Genomic DNA, 22,016 nt, shown 5'->3' on the forward strand with positions numbered 1-22,016 from the left:
ACATTCACCTCAATGCACCTGAAATTCAATTTGCACACTCTGCCAGTCGGCCACCGCCACCGGCGCTTCACCGCGGGTGCCGTGGGCCGCGTTGGTAAGCAGTTGCTCGATTGGATTGAGTGATCGGGTCTTAAACGCCTGCTGCTCCAAAAGGCGAATGTTGATGGGCGCGCGCGTGGCGATAAAGCGCAGTTTATCCCGGCCGGTGTGATCGAGAATGATGCCCACACCGGCATCGTATAAAAGATCTATGCTTTGGCCGGGAGAAAGGCGTGCCATGGAGGCCATGTCCTGGTAGGCCGGGAAGATGGCAATGATCCGGCCGACAGGCTGGATTTCAACCAAATAGGTGAACCATGTTTGCCGGGTCCGGTTGGTCAGGGTGACGCCCAATACATCATTCTTGGACGGGCGCAGACGATCTATCTGCCAAGGGGGGGTGGGGGGCTTTTTGCGGTGCATGCCCAACTGGGGATCAAGGGTGATACAGCCTGTCTCATTTGCTTGGCAGGTCGAATCCAGTCGGTAAAGGGTTGTCTGTAGGCTTATGGCAAATTTCTCGGCCGGTGTTTTGGGCAAGTTCTCCATCTCCTTGAGACGCAGCAGTTTGCGCAGGTTTTGCTCCACAAGCCCTATGCCTTTGGTGATATCGGTCATCCCGATCCGAAGGGCGTCTGCCAGCAGCCTTTCGTCTGGTGATAGAAACCACACTTGGGGATCTGCCTGGGGGATGGACTGCGGCAGGGGTTGCCCGAGTGATCCGCTTGCCGACTGTCCACTACCAGTTGGGGGCCGCAGAATATAAAGAACGAGGTCACACCGGGCCTGATCGGCAGCGATTTCGAATTCGGGCAGGTTGGCGATGTGTCCGCAAAGACGCTGGATCAGCCCCTTGTCCAAGGACTGCGCATAGTCGCCGTTGACAAAGATCCGAACGGGCTTAAACGGATAGATGTGCATGCGTTCGACAAAACCGTCGCCGACCCGGGCGCTGCCATGGAGCAGGCGTCCTTTACTCGAAGTGTCATAGACCCGTGTTATTTTCAGCTCAACCGGTGGGGTGCTTCCGCTTTCGGCCTGATAAATGGAACCGCGGGTGACACCGCTGAGCATGCCAGCATTGAGTTTGACGGTCTGTCCGTTGTTGTCAAAGCCGGTAACGCGAATGACTTTTGACGGCGGTTTAAAGGCGCCGTTAAAGATACTGCGGTTGGCTGCGCCGGTGCGTTGGGGATGTTGGCGCCATCCCACCGTATCGGCCAGGCACAGGCAGGCGCGTTGAAATACGTCATCCCACGTCTCATGGGGTCTGGCATCGCTGAGCGCCTGACACCAATTCCAGGTAAACAGGCCGTAGACGCCGCCCTCATCGTTCATGAACTCACTGGCGGTTTGATCGTCCATTGCCGCACCGATACGCAGTACATTGGATGGCAGTGCAACGCTTTTTTGTCTGCCCTGGGGATGGTGGCGGGGGTCCGCCGGCAGGGCGCGTCCCTGAATGGCAGGGCCCCGGGTGACCGTGGCTGAATGGCAGGAGTCGGAGACGAAAACCACATAGGCTGACTTGTGGGCAATGGGAATCAGCCACTGACAAAGTTCATCATCGATAATGTCGAAATCGTTGAGACCCTCGTGGCGCTTTGCTGTTGACCTGGCGCCGTAGGATACCCAGGTCTGGTCCATGCCGCCGGGTTCATCGTGGTTCAGGTCTTTTGTCTCAGAGCCATGGCCGGAATAATGGATATAGACGCAGTCGCCAGGACGAATTCGATCCGCCAATTGAGAAAAGGCGGCCTTGATGGATGTGTGCGTCGCCTGGGCATTGGTCAATATGCGAATTTGATCGGTTGGAATATTAAACCGCCGGGTCAGAACTGTTTTCAACAGGGTCAGATCGTTCAAGGGGCCGCCCAGTGAGTTGAACGCCGTCTCACTGTAGTCTGAAATGCCGATCAATAGTGCGTGGTTGCCGGCATCGGCATGGGGGGACAGGCCGATCGCAATCAGCACAACCGTCAGCGTGATGCCCATCGGCAAAGGCATTTTTACCATTTCAATCTCCAGCGCCAGATCAACCAACCTAAAATGGATGTTACATGCTCATGCGTTCAGTCGCGCGTTTGCTCAAGCCAGATTTCGGTTGGTTTCCCATTGGTGACAAGAGCGGTGATGCCGCTCGCATAGTCGAGTAAAAGGCCACCCGTGCCGTGGCGCGATGACCGGGGTGGACCGAAGTGGCGATCAAGCTCGGCAAGCGCTTTGCCATTGTCACAGGTGAGGACCACCATGTCAACGAATTCATCCTTCTCGAGTATTTGGGTGCCGTCGGGACCGGTCCAGATTCGTCCCTGCAAATTTCCCTTTCCCCAATTAAAATCAAGATGCGTCCACGATGCGAGTTTTTTTTTGGCGGTTGCATCTTCAAGCAGGTCGGTGCCCAACGCAAGCGGCAGCTGCCATGGTATTGCCGCCGGCTGGCTTGGCGGGGCCAGGCCTTTCTGAGAAATACCGGCTTTCAGGGCCACCGCTGTCTGGATCGGCGCAGGCAGCTGGCTCAAATGAGAAGTCAATGCTTCCCACAGTTGAGCGGCTTTGCCATCGCGACCCCGGTCTTCGTGCAATACCGCCAGATTGTATAGCGCGCATAAATCCGTCGGCGTTTGATTAACGATGATCTCCAATTGATGGGTCGCTTCCTGCCACATGTCGACCATGGGGTCCTGAAGATTTAAAATCAGTGCGCGGGTTGTCGCGATGAGCGGATTTTTGGGAGCCAGGGCATGCGCTTTTTCAATGGCGGCCCGCGAATCAAAAAAATTTTTCAGGTAAAAATGGGTAACGGCCAGATTGAGAAAGGCGGACCAGTGGGTTTGATCTTTCTCGGTGGCGATTTTAAAATATCGCATGGCATCTTCTATCAACGCTCGCGCTTCAGGGGAAAGTGGTTCTTCGTTGCCTCGAACGCCTTTCAATCGGATTTTATCGGCCCTGGTGGCCAGGTCAAGAGCGGACGGCAGCCAATAATGATAGGCAACAGACGGGGGCATTTGCTCGATTGCCTGTTGCAGCCGGCAATAGCCAAGGTTGTTGAATACCTCACGGGAAGGGAAGATATTTTGAAACTCTCGAAAAAAGTAGAGCGCATCCTCGTAGTGGCCAAAATGGGCCAGGCGCACACCGTATTTGTAGAAATCGATTCCATCAGACAATTTTTTCAGCCGGTTTTTTAGGAACCGGGTCCGGTTTTCAGGCGAAGGATGACTCAGATCCACCAATTGATGGGGGGCCTGACGGGTCCAATGGGTGAAAAAATCCGTTGCATCATCGTCTCCATGGATGAGGGTGTCCACGCGAAAGCCTGAAATGCCTGCATACATAAACCCGCAATCATCGGCTCTGACTTCTTTGGCTTGCCTGTGGATGGCCCAGTTCTTTTTGTCGGCTTTGGAAATATCGGAACTATCGGTGATGAGTTGTCTTATTTCCTCAAGGCCCGGTTCCCCTGCCAGGGACATGGCGGTTTTCAGGTGCCAGAAGTCTCCATCGGCCATATGGCCAAGTTCATGTCCCAGAACAAAGGCCATGCGCGCATCTCCTTTTTCCCGATCAACGCCGTTAAAACACACGTTCATGGCCTTTGTGGTCAGGACGATAAAACCATCGGGCAAGGCCATGGCCATCGTGGGACCGCTGCTTTTGAAAATGCGAAGATGAGGATACAGGGCCGCGCGCTTATCCGCTGCGCCAAGAACACGCTTGAAAATACCGTGGGTGCGCATGACCAGCGGGTCTTGGGGATCCGCGGTCTCGTAGGCCGCCAGATAATAGCTGATCTGTTCTTTGGTTGACCCTTTTGGCTGTGGGGCAGGGCCGGCTGCATACGCTGCCCCCACAAGAATCAGGCAGCCGGTGTATAGGGTCAGCACCAGCAGACCCATACCACGGCGTTCAAGGTGCGGGATCGGATTGATTCTATTGCCCATATTCATTTTGACGGCACCGTGGGGCCGATGCGGGCGATGAGCAAATCCATATCGTCAGCCGCCTTCCGGCAATCCCGTTTGGAAGGCGAGGGCATATTGCTTTCCCCCAACAGTCGCAGCACGCCATCTAAACTGTCGATGGCCCAGATGGCTTTTTCATCGTTTGATCGGTCGGCCTCAAAACGCGCCTTTAACTTGGCCGTGCGTTCACCCAAGGCTTGAAAAAGGGCGCCGGGCATATCCGTTGTGGTCCCGGCGCAAATGCTTTTCACCAGAACACACCATTGCCCGAGATAATAGTAAGGCGCATACTGAGTCTGGGGCCAGGCATCATCGGCACCGCCGGCATAGGTGGCGGATGATAAAAAAGCGGGCATTTTTTCAGAATCGGGTTCAGACGCCAGCAACTGCCGCCCGACCCATAACCCCGCGCCAAAAGCTAGGCGCTGCGGCTGGACGCTTGCGGTGTCTGCGAAGCCATAGGTGCCCTGGTCGATTGTCCAGGGCAACTGGAGCACCTGATCCAATTGGGCGTTGGGAATCGGCGGCTGAGAGCGCAGATAGGTATCGAACGCCTTGACCATTGAAATATCGATTGGGGACCGGTCGACAAGCATGAAGCGGGTAACAAAGATGACCAGACAGGCCGCGGCCAGGATCGATAGGGCAGCCTTCAAGCGATGCCCTGAAAAAAATGGTTTTGGCTTTTCTTCGGCCATCTCATCTGCTTGCAGTTGCATGGATGCACCGATCCAGACCTCGTAGCAATCCTCACAGCAACTGATATGCTCGATCATGGCGTCGCGCCTGCGGGCGTCCAGACGATTGTCCACCAGTGCGGCCAGATCCTCATCAGAAGGGCACGCAGATGACGGTTTGGCGTCAGTCAGCGCCAACGCCGTCCGGACCTGAAACTCATCGTCCATTGATCTGTTGGTGGGGCCGTTCTTATGATGCTTTGCCATATCTAACCCATTATCCTTTTATGCTTTGAAAAATCGACAGGCTCTTTCTTGTATGACGAGAAAAAAAGCAAGAATCATCCTCGTTGATGAAAAAAATAGAAAATCAATCTTCATCGTCTTCCAATAAAGACCGGATCATGCTGTCGATTCCAGTCGCTTTGAACGCGCCGCGGACTTTGGCCAGCAGGGTGTTGTGCTTTTTGTGGGGTTTTTTATTCTCCAACCCCAGTGCCCGTGCCGCTTTGCTTACGCTGTACCCGTTGAGATAGACTGTTTTTAATAACATTCGATCCTCAGACGATAAATCAAGGGTGTTACGAAATTGTTCAAGCGCAAGGGCAATGGGGGAGGCGGTCTGGCAGGCATGCGGATTCAATACGATATCAACGATCGCTTTTATGATTGCCTCTTTTTCCGTAAGAATCAGCTCGTCTTCGGTCTTTTGGGGTAATTGTGATTCCGGAACCGAATCAATGGGCAGGTCTGACTCAGAAGCAACATCTCGACAACTTCGTATTCTGGTAATGATTTCCGTGGCGATACGTTCAACTTCCAGCACACAGGTCCGTTTGCGGATCTTATCCAGATATCGTGAATATTGATATTCATCACAGATCGTATCCACGGCTTGCGAAACAGAGCACTTTTCTTTGCATACCATTTCAAAGATTTGAATGTACAGGCCGCCGCAGGCAGCGATCCATTTGGGCGGTTTGGCGGTATCGCCGTACTTTTTTTTACGAAAATCGATGAGCAATCGATTGACCACAATGGTAAGAAAGGTGCGGAAACGCGCCCGCCGGCCGCTAAACGTCCGGATACGACGATAATCGTCGGCTTCCAATTTCTCCATCACATACGCATACGCTTCCTCGGCTGTGACCAGATAATGAAAACGTTTTCTGGAAAGTGATTCTATATAGTCGTTATGATTATATAATTGTTGTTGCCAGTACGCGATGTCATCGATCGATGATCGTTGTTGGAAAGCGGTATCCGACATAACTAAGGTCCTTGGGCGTCATCTGATCAGACGTTCACCATTCATGCTACGCTTATCGCATACGCATGGTTGAATTTGAACAGCAATGAATCAAAGGGGAATGGTGGGTTTCACCGGAAAGTGAACTCGTAGACATATTTTGCTTGTGATGTCAAGAAATCGATTGATTTACCAATTTGTTCTGGATGCCGGATCAAGCCCGACATGACGAGCCCATCACTTTTCAGGCGACCGCAAAGATTGACGGTCGCCTGAAAAGGTGGGCGTTTCAATTCCGGTTCGTGTCCTTAGAGCCTGTTTTGGAAGTCTGGATCAGGCCCGATAACAAGGCGGAAAGTGGCTCAAAAGCGGAGCATATATGGAATATGTGAGCATTTTGAGACACTTTCCAACGCCTTTAGCGGGCCTTAGACGGATTTACCAAACAGGCTCTTAGAGAATTCGGCCATTTATGGATGGGCACTAATTCAGGTTCACACTGACCGGTACAGAGGTGATAATCGCAACATCTTCAGCCACCGCTTCCAGTCGGAAGGCAATGGTCAAGTCCGCATCAGGTTCCAAAAGCCCGCGTTTCAAAGCAACCTGAAAATCGACAACTTCTCCGCAAACCACGTCCGTATAGCCGTCTTCCGGCGAAATGCTCTGAATCAGTTCAAAATAGTCACCAACAGGAACAAGCTTCACATCCGCCTTTTCTGTGGCGGAGCCGATCGCCTCCAAGACCGTCTCAATGATTTCAGCACTGTCGGAAGAGAGCAGAAACGCTTCTCCATCGGTTTCAGCGGCAACCGCCTGGACATCCTCAACGCTATCGCCCGATTGAAGACCAAAGACTTTTATACCTCTGCTTTTGAGCGCAGTCAGGGTGTCGGTCCAGCCAGCACCGAAATAGTCATCCTCTTCGTCTTTATCGTGAAATTCAGCATCGGTTGCCAAAAAGACGATGGGCAGCGCCCCGGTTCTCCAGCCAGCCGGCATTGGGTCAAAACCAAGCTCCGGATACTCGTCAATACTTCTGCCCGCCCCGGTTGCAAGCTGATAAAGGGCCTCCATCTGGCTCTCTGGAACATCCCTCCCACCATAAATACTTAAATTTTGGATCGCGTCGATGACCCCCGCATAGTCATCCGTCAGTGGCGCCTCAAGCCGGTAAGCATAGTCACCGTAGTTACCATATGGATAAATGGGGAAATCAACAAAGGACGCCAGCCCGATGCGAACATCCTTGCCAGCAGAAGAAAACGCTTCGATCAGCTCGATTGCCTGACTTTTGAATTGGCTTAAGTCATCATTGTAACTGGAAGAAAGGTCGACTGCGAACATGATATCCACGGTATTGAAAATTTTATCCTCGGGAACCGTGACCCTGACCGTAATGGTTTCCGTTTCGCCGGGGCTCAAATCCACTTCAACCGGGTCGGTGACAGTCACATTTCGTCCGTGCAGGTGGTCAATTGCACCGTTAATTGCTCCGAGAACACTCAGCCTGGCACCCTGACCAGTTAACTCGCTTCCTTCTCCGACTTCATCCGCAGACAGCGGTGCTGTAAAAACGTCATCGCCAAGACCGGCCTGTTCAACCTGATTGCCCACCGGCAAGGCATTCGAACGCAACACCGTTCGAATGTCATCAGCGCTCAAATAGGGATTGATGGACTGCATTGCAGCAATGGTCGCCACCGTCAATGGCGCGCCAAACGATGTTCCAGACACAGAACCATCTGAATCGGATGATCCCTGAATGATCATGCTGGCGGAAATATCTACTCTGTCGCCATAGTTTGAATCGGTGTGTTTGGATTCCGGTGACACGCCGTCATAGGGCCAGTGACCGCCGACCACAAGCATATTCGGACTTTGAATTCCAGCCGGTAAAACAGAATCTTCAGACACCAACACCGAATCATTTCCGGCCGCGCACACAATCACGGCATTGGCGTAGTTTTCCTCAACCTTCCGGATAAATTTGGTAAACGTTTTCTTAAAAGCATTAAAAATCCACTCATCGTAACATTTGTAGGCAATTTCAATCCCCTCGCTGTTTTGGGTTCCCGCTTTGTTGAGACCGAAGCTCCAGTTGATCACGCTTGCGCCGGCCTTTAACATTCTTTCCGTTGCGTTCAGGACACTGGACATTTCGGAAAGTTCAACACCCGTGTCAACAATGATGTTGAACCCTCCATGGGACCCTTCCAGACCGGCCAATAATCCGGCCATTCGACCCGTATCCATATCCCCTTCGCCAATTTCAGCCGCGATCAGTCCAGTCACCCACGACCCGTGTCGATCGGTCGTGCTGCTGCTGCCAACATCATTGGCATAAATAGCAATGCCATTGGAAGGATTCCGTCCTTTTTCTCCATATCCGTTGAAGTCCTCAAGATTATAATCAACTCCCTTTTCAACGGCACCCACAACGGTAAAAATGGGTTTCAGTTTTTCCGGGTCTTCCGGATCGACCGCCTCGATATAGGCCTGCGCGCCTTCATAAACTTCATTTGAAATCCGTTGCCCGGCAATATCAGGGTCGGTATCAGACCACCCATCTTCCATTTCAGGCAGCTGTGCACAAATGCTGACAAAATCGACTTCAGCGTAACTTTCCAGCGTATTTTTAAGACTTTCCAGAGCGGCAAGATCCGCAACCTCCACTTTAAACTGCCAAAGCTCGGTCAGTGGCAACTCACCTGTAACCTGGGCGCCGATGCGTGCAGCAATCTCATCGGCACCTTCACGATTTGAATAATCAGAGACAAGGGAGACCAGAACATAATCCACGGCAACCTTGTTCCCAAAATCATCATCGACAAAAACCTCAGGCTCTCTGATGCTGGGATAGATCGAAAAAGATACGGAATTGCTTCGAGCATTATCCAGCTGCACATACAGATCGCACGATGTCCCTTCCTTGAATCCAGAAGGAACGACGAAGGTAAGCTTGGTTTCATCTGCAGCTGACACCTCAACCGCTTCGCCGGACAAAAAAATTCTTGCATCTGTAATTGCTTTATCCGCCTGACAAGTTACCGTGATTTCGTCATCGGCCAGGCCTGAACTTGGCGTCACATCAGTGATGATGATACTCGAGGCTGTTTCTGGAGGAGGATCATTGTCTGTGGAGGGGCAACCAAACAGCAGAGAACACGCAAACAACACAACAATCAATTTCAACAATGAAGGCCACGGGTTAATCATTTTAAAACATCCTTTCAGGTGTTGCCAAAGTAAAACAAATATCCAACGTTGAATTGTTTCACTGTGGGAAATGATAAATGAAATTTAATTACAGATAGATATGAATTTTTATGAGAATACTTGATCTGCTTTAATATGGCGCAGATTAAAAAAAGCGCTGCGGCAATTATATGTTATTACATGAGAAAATGTGATTTGCTTTGAAATGAAGCATTCAATGATTTGCTTTATGTTGAGGCAATATCTTCAGAAAATTGAGAAGATACAGTTTTTAAAAATAGTCTTAACCCACTTTTTAGGATTATAAACGCTTATTGTTTCCCTCTCATTCCCACGCAGAGGGTGGGAATGAGAGGGAAGTGGGCAAAGTTATAACCAAGCCCAAAAGGCTTTCCTCCGGAAAGCTACGAGAAAAAGAAAAGAGGGAAGATCCTATTTTTAGGAACGGTCCTTGGGCATGCCAACCTTTTTTACAGTATATGTTCTTCCGGATATGGTCATCTGCCCATTTATATTCAATTTATTCAACGTACTATGAATATCTCGGTTTAGTTTTGCAGCACCAATCCTGGATTTGTAGATATATTCATGGTGCGTTGCCGTGTTCATCCCGGCAGGGTCCGGGCGGTGGGATATATAACCGGAAAACATTTCCAGGCATTCTTCAATATCCATCATATCATCCTGGGAAAATTTATCGAAAATCAGCTTATAGTCATAGACCATCCCCTCGGGGGGGGAGGGCGGCCAACTTGTACATCCTGCCAAAAAGAAAACTATGGTCATCAAAATAATACAGGATTTTGCAAATACTGATCTTTTCATTTAGCTATTCCTCAAAGTATCATGGCCCGTCCAGGGCTGCCGCCCGGGACGGGTTGATTGCTGGCGATGTTGAGCAGACATAATCCGGTCTATTGGCCTATATTCATGAAGAATATTATCTGTTTTTGTGACGGCGATAGCTTTTACGCAAAGATATCATCGATCTCTTCCTGGTCGGCGCCCTGTTTCTCAGCTTCTATTCTTTGCTCCTCTTCGGTTGGTATTTGAATGTCGTTGTCTTGCATGTATTCATGCAAGTGGCTACTCCACGAAGATGCTCTTTTAATATGCTTGGGAAGCGTATTGGCAGACAGTTCCATAAGATCCCACCCCACTAAGAAGTCGCCATTTTTCCACAACCCTTTTAAAGAGGTATCTTTTATGAGGCTTATTCCAAGGTCTACCGCTTTGCTATCCGAAGCTGTTCCCAGCCCCACATTGATAAATGATTTAGTTAGATAAATACGGCCCTTATTTTTCGGTACATTGCTTAGCTGTTCTCGGTCGACTGAGGATTCATCTATTGTTTGATAAGCTTTCTTGTAATCTTCATCAGTGGCTTCACCTTTATCTGATTTGGCTTTCAAATCATTTGCCTGAAGCTGGATCTGTTCGGCAAGTTCCTTGTTTCCCACAGCTTCCTGCATATTACTCAGTGCCTGTAGCAAATTGTAAGTGCCCATCGCCAAAAATTTGGTGTACCTTTTGGCATCGGCTTTAAAATTTCCAGATTTATGTTTATTCGGTATAATGATTTCAATTGCCGACTTCGTGGTATCTTTTATTGATAATAATGATTCCTTTAATGCCGCTTTTTGACATCCTGCCAAAAAGAAGACCATTACAATCAAAACAATACAGAATTTCGCAAATGCTGATCTCTTCATTTAGCTATTCCTCATAAAAACTGACGATATTTGAATTGACTTGTTTGACAAAACTATTGGCAGCCTCTTTTATAAGGAGGGTCTCGAGCTCTCTTTCAAGTATAGCAGGATTTGTTCCCGGTACATATGTGGATACCGTTACCAAATCTGAAGCGATCAGTTTTTCTCCAGTTTTTTCAGGATCGATGTGTAGCAATTCAAACGTCACATCGAGCCCTCCTTCCTGACGCTTCGTGTATTTATTGTACGTAAATCCGATAAAATCGACTTTTTGAATATTCATAGCGAATCCGCTGAGATCACTATACTGATCCACATATTCAAACTTGTGACCATAAGTTATGAATGCTTTTCTTATCTGGGTGAGCAATTTTGTGTTTCGCGGTGTAACTGGAATGCCGGTTTGGGCAACGAATGTAAGATCTCTATTTGATGATTGGCTCTTTTTTTCGAGAATTTTTTTGACATCCCTGTCCACTTTAGCCATCTTGATTTCAGCCTCGATCAGGCACCGCTTGCCGCCAACTGTTTTCTCACATTCCACGACAACAAAATCCGATGTGAAATATCGTTTTTTCAGCTTTTCGGGATCACGGCCATATTTATTGAAGAACATATCCCCCAGATCATCGCCCACTTCATCACCAGCGACAGCCTCCAGCGCCTCCTCGAGCATATCCAGAACGCCATTGGCGATGGCCTCTTTTTCATTGTTTCCAACGGCAGCAATTTCAAAGCTTTCGGTTTTTGATGCAAATACCGGATCGAATGAAAAGAGGACAAGAATCGTAAAAAATCCCCCCCAAAAACACATTCGTTTTATTTTCGAAAAATGAATTTGCATAATCATCTCTGTGTTTGATACCTTTGATTTGTTTGTAATTTTTTGTTTTTATGAGTTTTTCAATCGATGCTTGGCAATCTCCTGCATCAAGGCGATCAGTTTTGGTGAAATGTCTTTTGCAGCCTCACGAAATGAATCCATCGCCAATTCACGGGTTGTGGGACGTTCCATTCCTTTTATGTTTTTGAACACCTTGCAGCCATAAGCGATTGCCGTGCGTTTTTCCTTTCCAACGGTTACCGGCATCCATTTGGGTTTATTACCGGGAACCGGTCTGTAGATTCGCGCAGCAAGCTGGGTGGTAAACTGCTTCTGCGTAGTGAGTTTCGTTTTCTTTATTTTCGAAATATGCGCCCGCGGCAGGGCTGCTCGAACCGTGTATCCGAAAACAGCCGTTTTGCCCTTGAACCTGAACGTGCCACCTTGCTCCATGGTGGGATCCACATAAAACCTGATGGTCGTTTGCTTGGCTCGTTTTCGCCCAACCAGCCTGTTTTTTAAAATTTCACCCACATTTCCCTGCGCCCAGGGCGTTGGAGGAGACATGAGGGCGATATCTGAAATGCCTTTTTCCCTCATCCCTTTTGACACGAACTGGTGCAGCGTATGTAAAAATTCCAGCTTTAATCGTTCCTTTTCCAGATCCGCAACCGTCCCGGCTTTTTGCTTTCCATCAGAAGCGAGCGTGTTTTCGATCAGTTGCGATAATTCTGGGGACATTTTGGGTATATCGAGTTGATTGAATTGAAACACGGCCTTGGCCCGGTCACGCTTCCACCGGAGTTCACCTTCCACCTGCTGCACCAGGTTCTTCAGGGTTTTCTCAAACAGTGCGCTATAGATTGACTTCAACCGCTTTTCTGATAGGGGGGTATCGGTTACGACTGGTTGTTCCCCTACTAGAAGCTTTGAAAATATGGATTCAAGTCTTAGTTGTCTTTTTTTTGCGGCACGATCTGAAAAAATATCCATGCTCAGTGCAATCGACACGACGGTGAGGTATTCATCCCCAACACCAGGGGCCTTGTATTTGATCGATTCGTGCTGAGCCCTGGATACATAAAATGCTACCGCGTTTCCTTTTTTTCCCCAATTCTCATCTTCCGGCTTTTGGGGGTAGAGATCCAAATGGATGAGATCCAGAAACGATGTCTCTTTTTGGAGCAGGCTGTTCACATAGCCTGAAAGCTCGTCTCCCATTAAATCTGAATTCGCCTTGCAAACCGGTTTGACTAAATATTTTACCAGTTGATTATCCGTTCCGCCTGGCAAATCAAAAAATGAACCCACGTAAAAAGTTTCTCGCAAGTCTTTATTTTGAGAAAGTGCAGGAGGTACAGGCGGGGCCAGAACACAGAAAAAAAGCATTATTACGGAAACCAGAACCGCAAAGATCGTTTTTATATAGTGACTGCCACGCATAGAATCTACCACTCCTCATCGGCTTTTTGGGAACGGTCCTTGGGCATCGCCACTTTCTTGACGTTATAGGTTCTTCCGTCAATGGTCACTTGTCCCTTCATATTTAATTTAGCCAACGCCTTATGAAGGTTTCGATTCAGTTTTGCAGCGGAAATCCTGGAGTTGTAGATAAATTCATGATGTGTTGCCGTGTTCATCCCGGCAGGGTCCGGTCGATATGATATATAACCGGAAAACATTTCCAGGTATTCTTCCATATTCATCATATCGTTCTTGGAAAATTGATCAAAAATCAGTTTGTATTCATAGGCCATTCCACCCTGCGCTCCGGTACCGTCGGCGCCGTCCACGCGGTAGGCCAGGTTGTCTTTCAAAGCCTGTCCCACATCACTGGCAAGCGTGGCTGCCATTTCTCCCACTTTTTCTAAAAAGCATTCCCGGTTGCAATCTGCTGGAAGTCTTCCCTGTCTGGGCGCTTGAACATCAAAATTGCCCAGACGCTTACCGGCCTGAACATCCAGCATTCGACCTTCCACCCTGCAGGTGTATTTCTTTGTATATCCCTTGTCGGTAACATTCCCATAAATGGTAAATAAAACAATGACATCAGCGCCTGCATCCTTGGCATTATCGACCAAATGTTCCAGGGGGCGACGTCCCCGCCGACCGACACCCTCCAGTTGAACCCGTTCTTCATAGACATCGAAACCCTCGTTGATGAGGGCGTTTGCAAACGCATTCATAACGCGTTTGTGAACACGGGTGCCACGAGGAACGGTGTCTTGATCTTCATCTTCTCCCATGAGCATCAGACGCGGCAGGTCTCCAGCCAAAACCGGATTGTAAAAACAGCCCACCAACAAAACCATAAACAGAACCCATCCAAGCTTTTTCATGTCGTTCTCCTTTTCAAAAGTTGATCTACTCAAAATACGGATGCACCCATTTGAATTTCAAGCTGCGGCCATCCAGCTTTGACTTATAATTACAATCTTCTTTATCCAGCGCTTTTTTGATTTGTTTAAAGAGATCATCATTCGTTAGAAGGGACCAGTAGGAAGCGATGAATTGATTATCGGTATCTTTTTCCACTTTATGCTGAACGTGACCGCTTAATAAAATAACTTTTTCCTTGAAAAATTGCTCAGCGTTTCCTTTTGGAAAATCGATAAATCTGATGGAATATCTCAACCCCTTTCGTGCTTCGACTTCACGCTGCAGCCCCTCCACCATTTTTCGCGCTAACGACACAGATACGCCAAAAACGTTTTCCTTTGCCGCATCAATGGTTAGCTTAATCCTGTCATTGTCTTTTTTAGGCAAATGAGATGTTTTAAAGTCAGCACTCTCCTTACCGAGAAAAAAGGCATCGGATAGTCGAACCGCCTCGAGAATAAGCTCCCCTTCAATACACTCTTTTTTCGGTTTTGCGTTCAGCTTGACCATGACAGCCAATTCCGCTCCCACTTGCTTGGCAAATAAAATAGCCGCTTTTTTGTCCAATTTTCCGCTTACATCCAGGTGCTTGGCACGTAAGGTGTCCCAGTCCATTACATCGAACCTGAATTTTTCATGAAACACATGGACAACGGTTTTTTTCAGCGGTGCGAATTCATCGATGATACTGGATATGGACTGCATGTCGTCATCGATTCCAAAAATGACAACCTTCGGATGTCCGGTCATTGACATTAAAATTTCAAGGTCTTCAACATGTTGATTGATAAGGCCGCTGTCCACGGTCGCATCGATTTCGATGAAATAAGTACCGTCTGACTCATTTTTTTCATTTAATATATGATAATGACTCACATAACCTCTGGCATGGGAAACGATTTCATCCTTGATCAATTCACCGTATTCCACCACGGTTCGTGTTTCGATAAAGACACCGGCCGCTTCCTCAACAGCCTGTCGAAATGCGTTGGTCAGCGCATTGGCACGGGATACTCCGGTTCCCTGGACGATAACGGCTTGGCTGATAGCGGGTAAAAAAGCAAGATTACAGAAAATAAAGATGATCAGATAGATTTTTTTCAACATGCTTTCTTCCTTAATACAGTGGTAATGGCCGTTATGAGAAATCAGATCTAATTATGCATAAACGAGCCTCCACTTCACGAGTCCGAAAATCCAATGAGGACACATTTCGTGGTTAAATTATCTCGCTCTTAAAAGTTTAACGAGTAAAAAACGAAAATTTTCCTGTTTTTTATATTGTCGGGCGCAGGGCAGTGCCCACAAAAGGTGGGGATGAAATCCGGCATCGAATACCTTGGATGCCGTCGGGGCATCTTGAAAAAATTAGTGGAATGCAAATCAAACTCAACAACAGCCAAACCAGAGAAGTCCTTGTGCGCGTTGTGTCCATAATCCTTTTCTCGATAAAGATTTTACGAAACTATAAACATAGCTATCCAGCCAGAATGCATACAGCGAATTCCCTTGATGAAAAGATTGCTGACTAATCTGTTAAGCGCATGTTTGATAAATCCGTCTAAGGCCCGCTAACGGCGTTGGAACGTGTCTAAAAATGCTCACATATTACCTATATGCTCCGCTTTCGAGCCACTTTCCTCCTTGTTATCGGACCTGATCCAGATGTCTAAAACAGGCTCTAAGATTCTCAAGTCAGGCCAGTCTGATTGTATGTTTTATTAGCGGGCTAAGATTGTGTCATGGGGCAGAATCCCATGACTCTATTCACTATTCGAAAACCGCCAAATGAGAATAAGAAAAAAGAGGATTCGGGATTATCGCCTGCCGGACGTTTGCCCTAGTAGAAGTCAAGCCTATCCTTTACACTTCCGTTACAGACAGGTCAACATTAATATGATAAAAAATTGTGAGAAATCCCATTTTTTGGCTTTTTTATTGACGCATCCACCCAGCCACAAATTTTTTTTTCTCAATCTGTCCGCCGCTGTCGGGCGTTTCTACATCCGAGCGGTAAAAGGCCTTGAAAAGCGATGGCCCGATGATGCAGGTGAGGACGGCCAGCAATATAATGGCATCCTTGAACGCTTCGGTGATAAATCCGAACTGAAGGCCGAGCGTGGCCGCGACAATGATCAAACTAAGCCGCGATGTCATCAACAGACCGATATTTATTGATTTAGACATGGACAAGCCGGCAACAACAAAAAGCAGGCAGGGGAGTACTTTGACTACCATGGCGAGGATTAAAAGCTTGGAAGTAAAAACAAGTTGCCCCAAGGAAAAAACATTGGCAACGTCGAACTGCATGCCCACATGAATGAAAAAAAGCGGTACCAGAAAGCCATATCCGAAACCGGATAGCTTCAGCTCCAATTGCGATTTTTCCAGGAAAACAATGGACAGCAACGCGCCGCCCAGAAAGGCACCCAGGACCGGTTCCAGATGGGCGAGCTCGGACAGGGCCACGAATAAAAACAGCAAAGCCAGAGAAAAGCGTACCCCCAGTTCCTGGGTGTCCCGATCCGAGAGCAGGCGTCCTACCTTTTCCGGATACCACCAGGCCAGAAACCGGACCAGTTTCAGCACGATGCCGAATCCAATAAACAGGGGCAGTGGCCGCAAGAATTCCCAACCAAACCCATTTTGATGCCACACCAGAAAGAAGGTGATGGCGAAAAGAGTCAAGAAATCCGCCAAGGTTGCCGCAATCATGGCATTCTGACCGAGCATGGATTGGATTGCACCCGTGTCCTTGAGCGTTGGTACCACCAGTCCCAGAGAGGTTGTCGACAACACCAGCCCCAGATAAAAGCCCTGGCCCAGAAAGAAAGCGGCGACCATGGAGAGCAGGACGGTGAGACCAAAGACCGCTACCTGAATGGCAAACATGCCGGCCGGTTGGGCGCCGAGCATCTTGAAATTGATCTCCATGCCGGCATGAAACATCAGGATCAAGAAGCCCAAATGGGCCAGAAACGAAAGCCACTGTCCGCCAAACTGAAGATTCAAGAGGCTTTTGCCGATCAGGACACCGAAAAGAATTTCAAGCACCACTGACGGCAGCCGCAGCCGTATGCTGAGGCTGGGTAAGAAAGCAGCCCCCAGCGATACCAATACCAGGGCCCATGCGGAATGAATCACCATTTTTCCCGTTACCCTTGATGAACTCGCAGACAGACGCTCATGCAACCAACAGCACCGAACATGGCGCCCGGTCCACGATCAGGCCTGCCACGTTAACGGACAACCAGCCCGGACGGGTTTCAGCACCGCCTAATACCAGAAGCTGGCAGTCAATGGCCCCGCTCACGATTTCCTTGACCGGATTTCCTCGGCGCACGCGTTCCTCGATCTTGATTTTGTGGATACGGGCCAGCTCTCGTACCTGCTTGAGCATTTGTTGCTCCCATCGACCGCTGGCGGACGACTCACCCCTCAAGTAAGAAGGCTCCACCACAATCATGACCGCCACGGCGGCATCCAGCTGCCGGGCCAGATCCATGGCGATTTCCAGTGCCCGTTGCGCCGCCAATGAGCCGTTGAAGGGAACAAGGACGCGCTCATACGGGGCGCTTTGTTTGGCCAACAGAAGCGGACACGGCAATGCCCGGGTCATGGTGGTCACATCCTTGCTGAAATAGGCGCGCCAGAAGGATCGTTGGTTGTGCGCGCACACGACGATGCCGGCATCGCTTTCTGCGGCAACGCTTAGCATCCGTTTTTTCACATTTGTTTCACCGCCGAGCACATCGATGGCAAGGCTCTCGGACCAGCGGGCCAGGGTGCTTTGAACGCTTGAGGCTGTTTTTTGGCAGATGGTTTTTATTTTCTCAATATGGGTTGCCTGAGCCAGATAAAAGGCTTCATTGAGCAGGCCGGCAACGTCCAGGGCGGCAACCTCATCAATGCCCAAAATCATCCGCTGCCCATATGTTCTTGGAAAATGAAGTTGTTCATCGGCCAGGCGACTTGAAAACGTGTTGTACAATTCAGCTTTTCCCAGAACGAGCAGCCGATCGCCTTCCTCAATGGAAACCGGTCCGTCAATAAACATTAGCGTATTGTTGCGCAGCACCCCCACCATCCGCCATTGTGGATCTTGGTGGGAGACGAGATCCACCAGCCGAGGCAAATCCTGCTTTTTGACGGCCAGCTCCATCAGCTCGCCTTCGCCTTCTCCCAGATCGATGATACGGATACGCGGGTCCTTGAGGAACTGGTACACTTTGCGTGCCGCATCCGATACCATGCTGATCGTCCAGGCCTTCAGTTCCTGAAACGCGGGGAGCATTTCGGGATCACGAACGACGGCCAGCACCGTCTTGATATCGGCTTCTCTGGCAAAGCGGACGATGGCCAGATTGACCGCGTCGTCATTGGTCATGGCCAGCACACCATCTTGTTCGGACAATCCGGCTTTTTCCAGCACTACCGGACTTGAAGCGTCTTCGGCCAGAACCCGTACGATGCTTGGGAAACGATTTGAGAACGGCGCCAGCCGGGCCTCATTTTTCTCGATCAGAGTAATTTCCCAATTTGCACCGATGCGTTTGAGCAACTCGTCGGTGATTCGTCCGGCTCCGCAAACAATTATTTTCATAGTCGCTTCGACACGTAAAAAGCGGCTTACCCGCAAACCGGGGTAAGCCGCTTTTTACGACTTCATTAAAATAGGCCAACCCAAATTATGTGGACAATGTTTTGACCAACTGCCCCAGGTAAAACCGCGCGTGGCTGATGGGCGCTGCCATGTTGGCGCGGTGATTGGAGAAGATGCTGCTCAGGTCGCGATCCAGGACGATCCATGGCGACAACTCGGCGGCCCGCTGACAAGACACGATGGCGTGGTGCAGCAGTTCAGTGGCATTGCGGGATTCAAGGGTCAACAGAAAATCGTGATGCACGGCTTCAAGCACCATGGCCATGGCACTGGCCACCCCCTTGGTATAGTAAAAGTAGTCATCCGCCTTGAAAAAACTCACCGGTGTGCCGTCTTCGTTGGTATCCTTGACCAGGTTCTCATCGCAACTGCCAAGCAGATCCTCGAAAGATGCCAAAAGCGGAATCAGGTTATCGGCACGGATGTAGAATGTGGCCTTGCCGGCCTTGAGGTTTTCAAGGTAGGTCCGCATCTCATCCAATCCATCCTGGTACTTTGATTCAGCGGACGGAAACCAGTAGCTGCTGGCCTTGACCATGAACCAGTTCATGGCTTCCTCAAGGTTGGGGTCCAGGGAATCGGTCACGCCGTGCCGGGAAATGCGTTCGGCCAGGGCCACGACGGTGCGCCGCGTGATTTCCAAAACGCCCAATTGAAAATTGTTCACATTATCCGTAATGTTGATGATGTCATTGGGACGCCATCCCCACCAGCGTTCTTCCAGTTCATACTCCATGGGTTGAATCGCGGCTTCGACAAAAGCCACACCCCTGGGGGTCGGCTTATGGACGGGGGCCGTCATCGGCGTGGCGGGGATGGGATGCCGATCGCTGGGAAGCGCCTCCGCATCCCCGTGGGTATCCCCATGGGCGCTTGAGGCGGTCTGAGCACCCGCAGAGGTGGATGCATGGGGATCATGCGTCGTGGTTGATACCTGGTCATGGGTGCCGGCAGTGTCATGGGCTGCCGCCTCATCGGATTGATGCGTGTCTTCACCCGTGGTCGCTTCGTGGGCAACGCCGTGAGTGGTGTCATCGGATGCGTGCTGGGCAGCCGCTGAGGAGGCCGATGCATGGCTGCCGGCCGTGGTCGTGGCTTCGTGGTCAGACGTGGCGGTCGCCCCATGGGATGACGTCGACGGATGCGCTGCATCCGCTGATGTTTCGGGTTTGTCCGATGTGCCGAATAGAATTGTCAGGGCCCACAGGACAATGATGATAATTACAATCCCGCCGATGATGCGTGGCGTGGCAAATGCTTTGAAATTAAATCCTTTGGCGCTATCTTCGTTGTCTGCCATGGCTACTCCGTTTCCTAAAGCAATCCGTCCGTCACCCGTGCATCGTGGTTGCGGGCTTATTGTCGTTTTCTGAGTTTGCGAATATCCCCTACGCGAATGGTAAGATTGATGGCGTCAAAATGCTCGATCAAAGGTATCACATATTTTCGGGAAGCTCCAGTCATATCCTTGAACTCAGGCGTGGTGATTTCTCCTTTTTCAACCAGATGGGCGATCAGCTCGTCTTTAAGTTTCTCAAGGGTTTGGTGGTCATAGTATAGGTCTTCCTTGACCTTGATCAGCGCCTTTTCGCTGACCAGTAATGCCAGGACTTCCTTGGCCGTCTTGGCATCCACATCCAGATCTTTAACCACCTCTCTGAAATAGGGCGGTGTCAGCCGGCTTTCCTGATATCGGTCCAGAATCTGCTGCTTCAGGGCTTTTTGATCCACTTGGAGGGACACGGTGTGGGTAGTCAGACGCACCGTATCGTCCTCCAGCGTTACCAGTTGATCCTTGATCATGCGGTTGAGCACTTGGGTAAAGAGTTTCCCGCTGGCCTTACGAGGAAATTTGGATTTTAGTTCCTCTTTGGAAATACCCGGTTTGAGTGGATTGGCCGCATGATACTGGGAAAGAACGTCGGTGCTGAGCGTTTTAAGCTGATCAAAAACGCTGTGGTGAATGGTGGTGCGGGTTTCCTTGTCCACCAGCACCAGGGTCTGATTGTTGAGCAGACCACCGATGGTTGTCGAAAGGGCTTTTTCCGGCAGGTTGGTCATCAGGAGCAGTTCGGCAAAGGTCACCCCCGATGGCCCGCTCATCTGCGCCTGATAGCCGATGATGTCTTCGGGCGTGGCATCCACCAGACTGTTCAACCCATCGACGATGTCCTGATGAAAGCGCTTGTGCTTGACGGGAATGGGATTGAGCACCTTGCCGCCGCCGATGGTGCGCACCGGAGAATAGCTGCGCAGGACAAAACGATCGTCACGAATCAGACTGACCGGTTCGTCCAGACGAATCTGGGCCGGGCAATCGTCTCCGGGAAACAGCTCATCCCGGTCCAGCAAAATCAGGTTGCCCATGCTTTCACTGGAACCGGTGTGAAAACGGACCTGGGTGCGGTTTTTCATGGGCTTTCTATTGCTGGCCAGATAGTGAAGCTCAAGATCCACCATATAACTGGGGATCAGCGTGTTTTCCCGGGCGATCATATCGCCGCGATTGATGGACGCTTTTTCCAGTCCCTGAAAATTGATGGCCGTGCGCATGCCGGCCTCGGCGGTTTCCTGGCTCTGGTTGTGTACCTGAAGCCCCCTGACCTTGGAGGTGATTTTGCCGGGATAGATCATGATCGATTCGCCGACGTTGATCCTGCCTGAAATCAAGGTGCCGGTGATGACGGTGCCAAAGCCCTTCATGGTAAAGACGCGGTCAACGGGAAGCCTGAACAGGCCGCTCGACGACCGTTCGGGGACGGATTCGCTCAACGTGTCCAGGGTGTCGATAAACTGAGGCAGTCCTTGACCGGTAACTGCGGAAACCGGCACGATGGGGGCATCCTCAAGAAAGGTGCCCATGGTGAACTCCTGAATATCATCGGTGACCAGTTCGAGCCATTCTTCATCGACCATGTCGATCTTGGTCAGGGCCACCATGCCGTGTTTGACCCCTAAAAGGGTGCAGATTTCCATATGCTCTCGGGTTTGGGGCATCACCCCTTCATCCGCAGCAATGACCATGGTAACAATATCGATGCCGGTGGCGCCGGCAACCATGTTTTTGACGAATTTTTCGTGGCCGGGGACGTCGATGATACCCAAATGCCTGCCGCTGGGCAGGTCCAGCGAAGCAAACCCCAGTTCAATGGTGATGCCGCGTTTTTGTTCTTCCTTTAGTCTGTCGGTATTGGTGCCGGTGACTGCTTTGATGAGGCTGGTTTTGCCATGATCAATATGTCCGGCAGTGCCGAGAATGATTTTTTTCACGATTGATGCGCTCCGGC

At 49.9% G+C, this 22,016-nt stretch carries 15 protein-coding genes; all 15 read right to left on the reverse strand.

The features are described from left to right. Positions 1–9 precede the first annotated feature (9 nt). The 15 genes from Dvar_RS14245 to selB all read right to left on the reverse strand — a co-directional run bounded on the left by Dvar_RS14245 (position 10) and on the right by selB (position 21,999). Positions 10–2,055, reverse strand: coding sequence for a caspase family protein (locus tag Dvar_RS14245; RefSeq protein WP_419662365.1), 2,046 nt, complete (start codon positions 2,053–2,055; stop codon positions 10–12). 56 nt (positions 2,056–2,111) lie between these two features. Then, complete coding sequence (locus Dvar_RS14250; protein WP_419662366.1) at positions 2,112–3,992, reverse strand: M48 family metalloprotease; 1,881 nt, start codon at positions 3,990–3,992, stop codon at positions 2,112–2,114. Next, on the reverse strand, positions 3,989–4,951 hold the full coding sequence (locus Dvar_RS14255; protein ID WP_419662367.1) for a hypothetical protein: 963 nt from the start codon (positions 4,949–4,951) through the stop codon (positions 3,989–3,991). The genes Dvar_RS14250 and Dvar_RS14255 overlap by 4 nt, the downstream gene beginning before the upstream one ends. A gap of 103 nt (positions 4,952–5,054) precedes the next feature. Next, on the reverse strand, positions 5,055–5,954 hold the full coding sequence (locus tag Dvar_RS14260) for a hypothetical protein (protein WP_419662368.1): 900 nt from the start codon (positions 5,952–5,954) through the stop codon (positions 5,055–5,057). A gap of 462 nt (positions 5,955–6,416) precedes the next feature. Then, positions 6,417–9,152 carry a S8 family serine peptidase gene (locus Dvar_RS14265; RefSeq protein WP_419662369.1) on the reverse strand — a complete coding sequence of 912 codons (2,736 nt, stop codon included), beginning with the start codon at positions 9,150–9,152 and terminating at the stop codon, positions 6,417–6,419. A 438-nt stretch (positions 9,153–9,590) separates the two neighbouring features. After that, complete coding sequence (locus Dvar_RS14270) at positions 9,591–9,977, reverse strand: hypothetical protein (RefSeq protein ID WP_419662370.1); 387 nt, start codon at positions 9,975–9,977, stop codon at positions 9,591–9,593. 143 nt (positions 9,978–10,120) lie between these two features. Beyond that, positions 10,121–10,864: a hypothetical protein gene (locus Dvar_RS14275; RefSeq protein WP_419662371.1), complete on the reverse strand. Its 744-nt coding sequence runs from the start codon at positions 10,862–10,864 to the stop codon at positions 10,121–10,123. 4 nt (positions 10,865–10,868) lie between these two features. After that, positions 10,869–11,708, reverse strand: a complete 840-nt coding sequence (locus tag Dvar_RS14280; protein ID WP_419662372.1) for a hypothetical protein — start codon at positions 11,706–11,708, stop codon at positions 10,869–10,871. A 48-nt stretch (positions 11,709–11,756) separates the two neighbouring features. Continuing rightward, positions 11,757–12,908 (reverse strand): hypothetical protein, encoded by a 1,152-nt coding sequence (locus tag Dvar_RS14285; protein ID WP_419662373.1) that lies wholly within the window; start codon positions 12,906–12,908, stop codon positions 11,757–11,759. 227 nt (positions 12,909–13,135) lie between these two features. Continuing rightward, positions 13,136–14,026, reverse strand: coding sequence for a hypothetical protein (locus Dvar_RS14290; protein WP_419662374.1), 891 nt, complete (start codon positions 14,024–14,026; stop codon positions 13,136–13,138). Between the two features lie 25 nt (positions 14,027–14,051). Next, positions 14,052–14,996: a hypothetical protein gene (locus tag Dvar_RS14295; protein ID WP_419662375.1), complete on the reverse strand. Its 945-nt coding sequence runs from the start codon at positions 14,994–14,996 to the stop codon at positions 14,052–14,054. 1,005 nt (positions 14,997–16,001) lie between these two features. Further along, positions 16,002–17,213, reverse strand: coding sequence for a cation:proton antiporter (locus Dvar_RS14300; protein WP_419662376.1), 1,212 nt, complete (start codon positions 17,211–17,213; stop codon positions 16,002–16,004). A 37-nt stretch (positions 17,214–17,250) separates the two neighbouring features. Continuing rightward, a complete protein-coding gene (locus Dvar_RS14305) occupies positions 17,251–18,669 on the reverse strand; it encodes an NAD-binding protein (protein WP_419662377.1) in 1,419 nt (472 codons plus the stop codon). A gap of 85 nt (positions 18,670–18,754) precedes the next feature. Next, on the reverse strand, positions 18,755–20,029 hold the full coding sequence (locus tag Dvar_RS14310) for a DUF2333 family protein (protein ID WP_419662378.1): 1,275 nt from the start codon (positions 20,027–20,029) through the stop codon (positions 18,755–18,757). A 56-nt stretch (positions 20,030–20,085) separates the two neighbouring features. Beyond that, positions 20,086–21,999: a selenocysteine-specific translation elongation factor gene (gene selB, locus Dvar_RS14315; RefSeq protein WP_419662379.1), complete on the reverse strand. Its 1,914-nt coding sequence runs from the start codon at positions 21,997–21,999 to the stop codon at positions 20,086–20,088. Between the last annotated feature and the right edge of the window lie 17 nt (positions 22,000–22,016).

The sequence above is a fragment of the Desulfosarcina variabilis str. Montpellier genome (assembly GCF_048565275.1).
In the GTDB taxonomy this organism is placed as follows: Bacteria; Desulfobacterota; Desulfobacteria; order Desulfobacterales; family Desulfosarcinaceae; genus Desulfosarcina; species Desulfosarcina variabilis.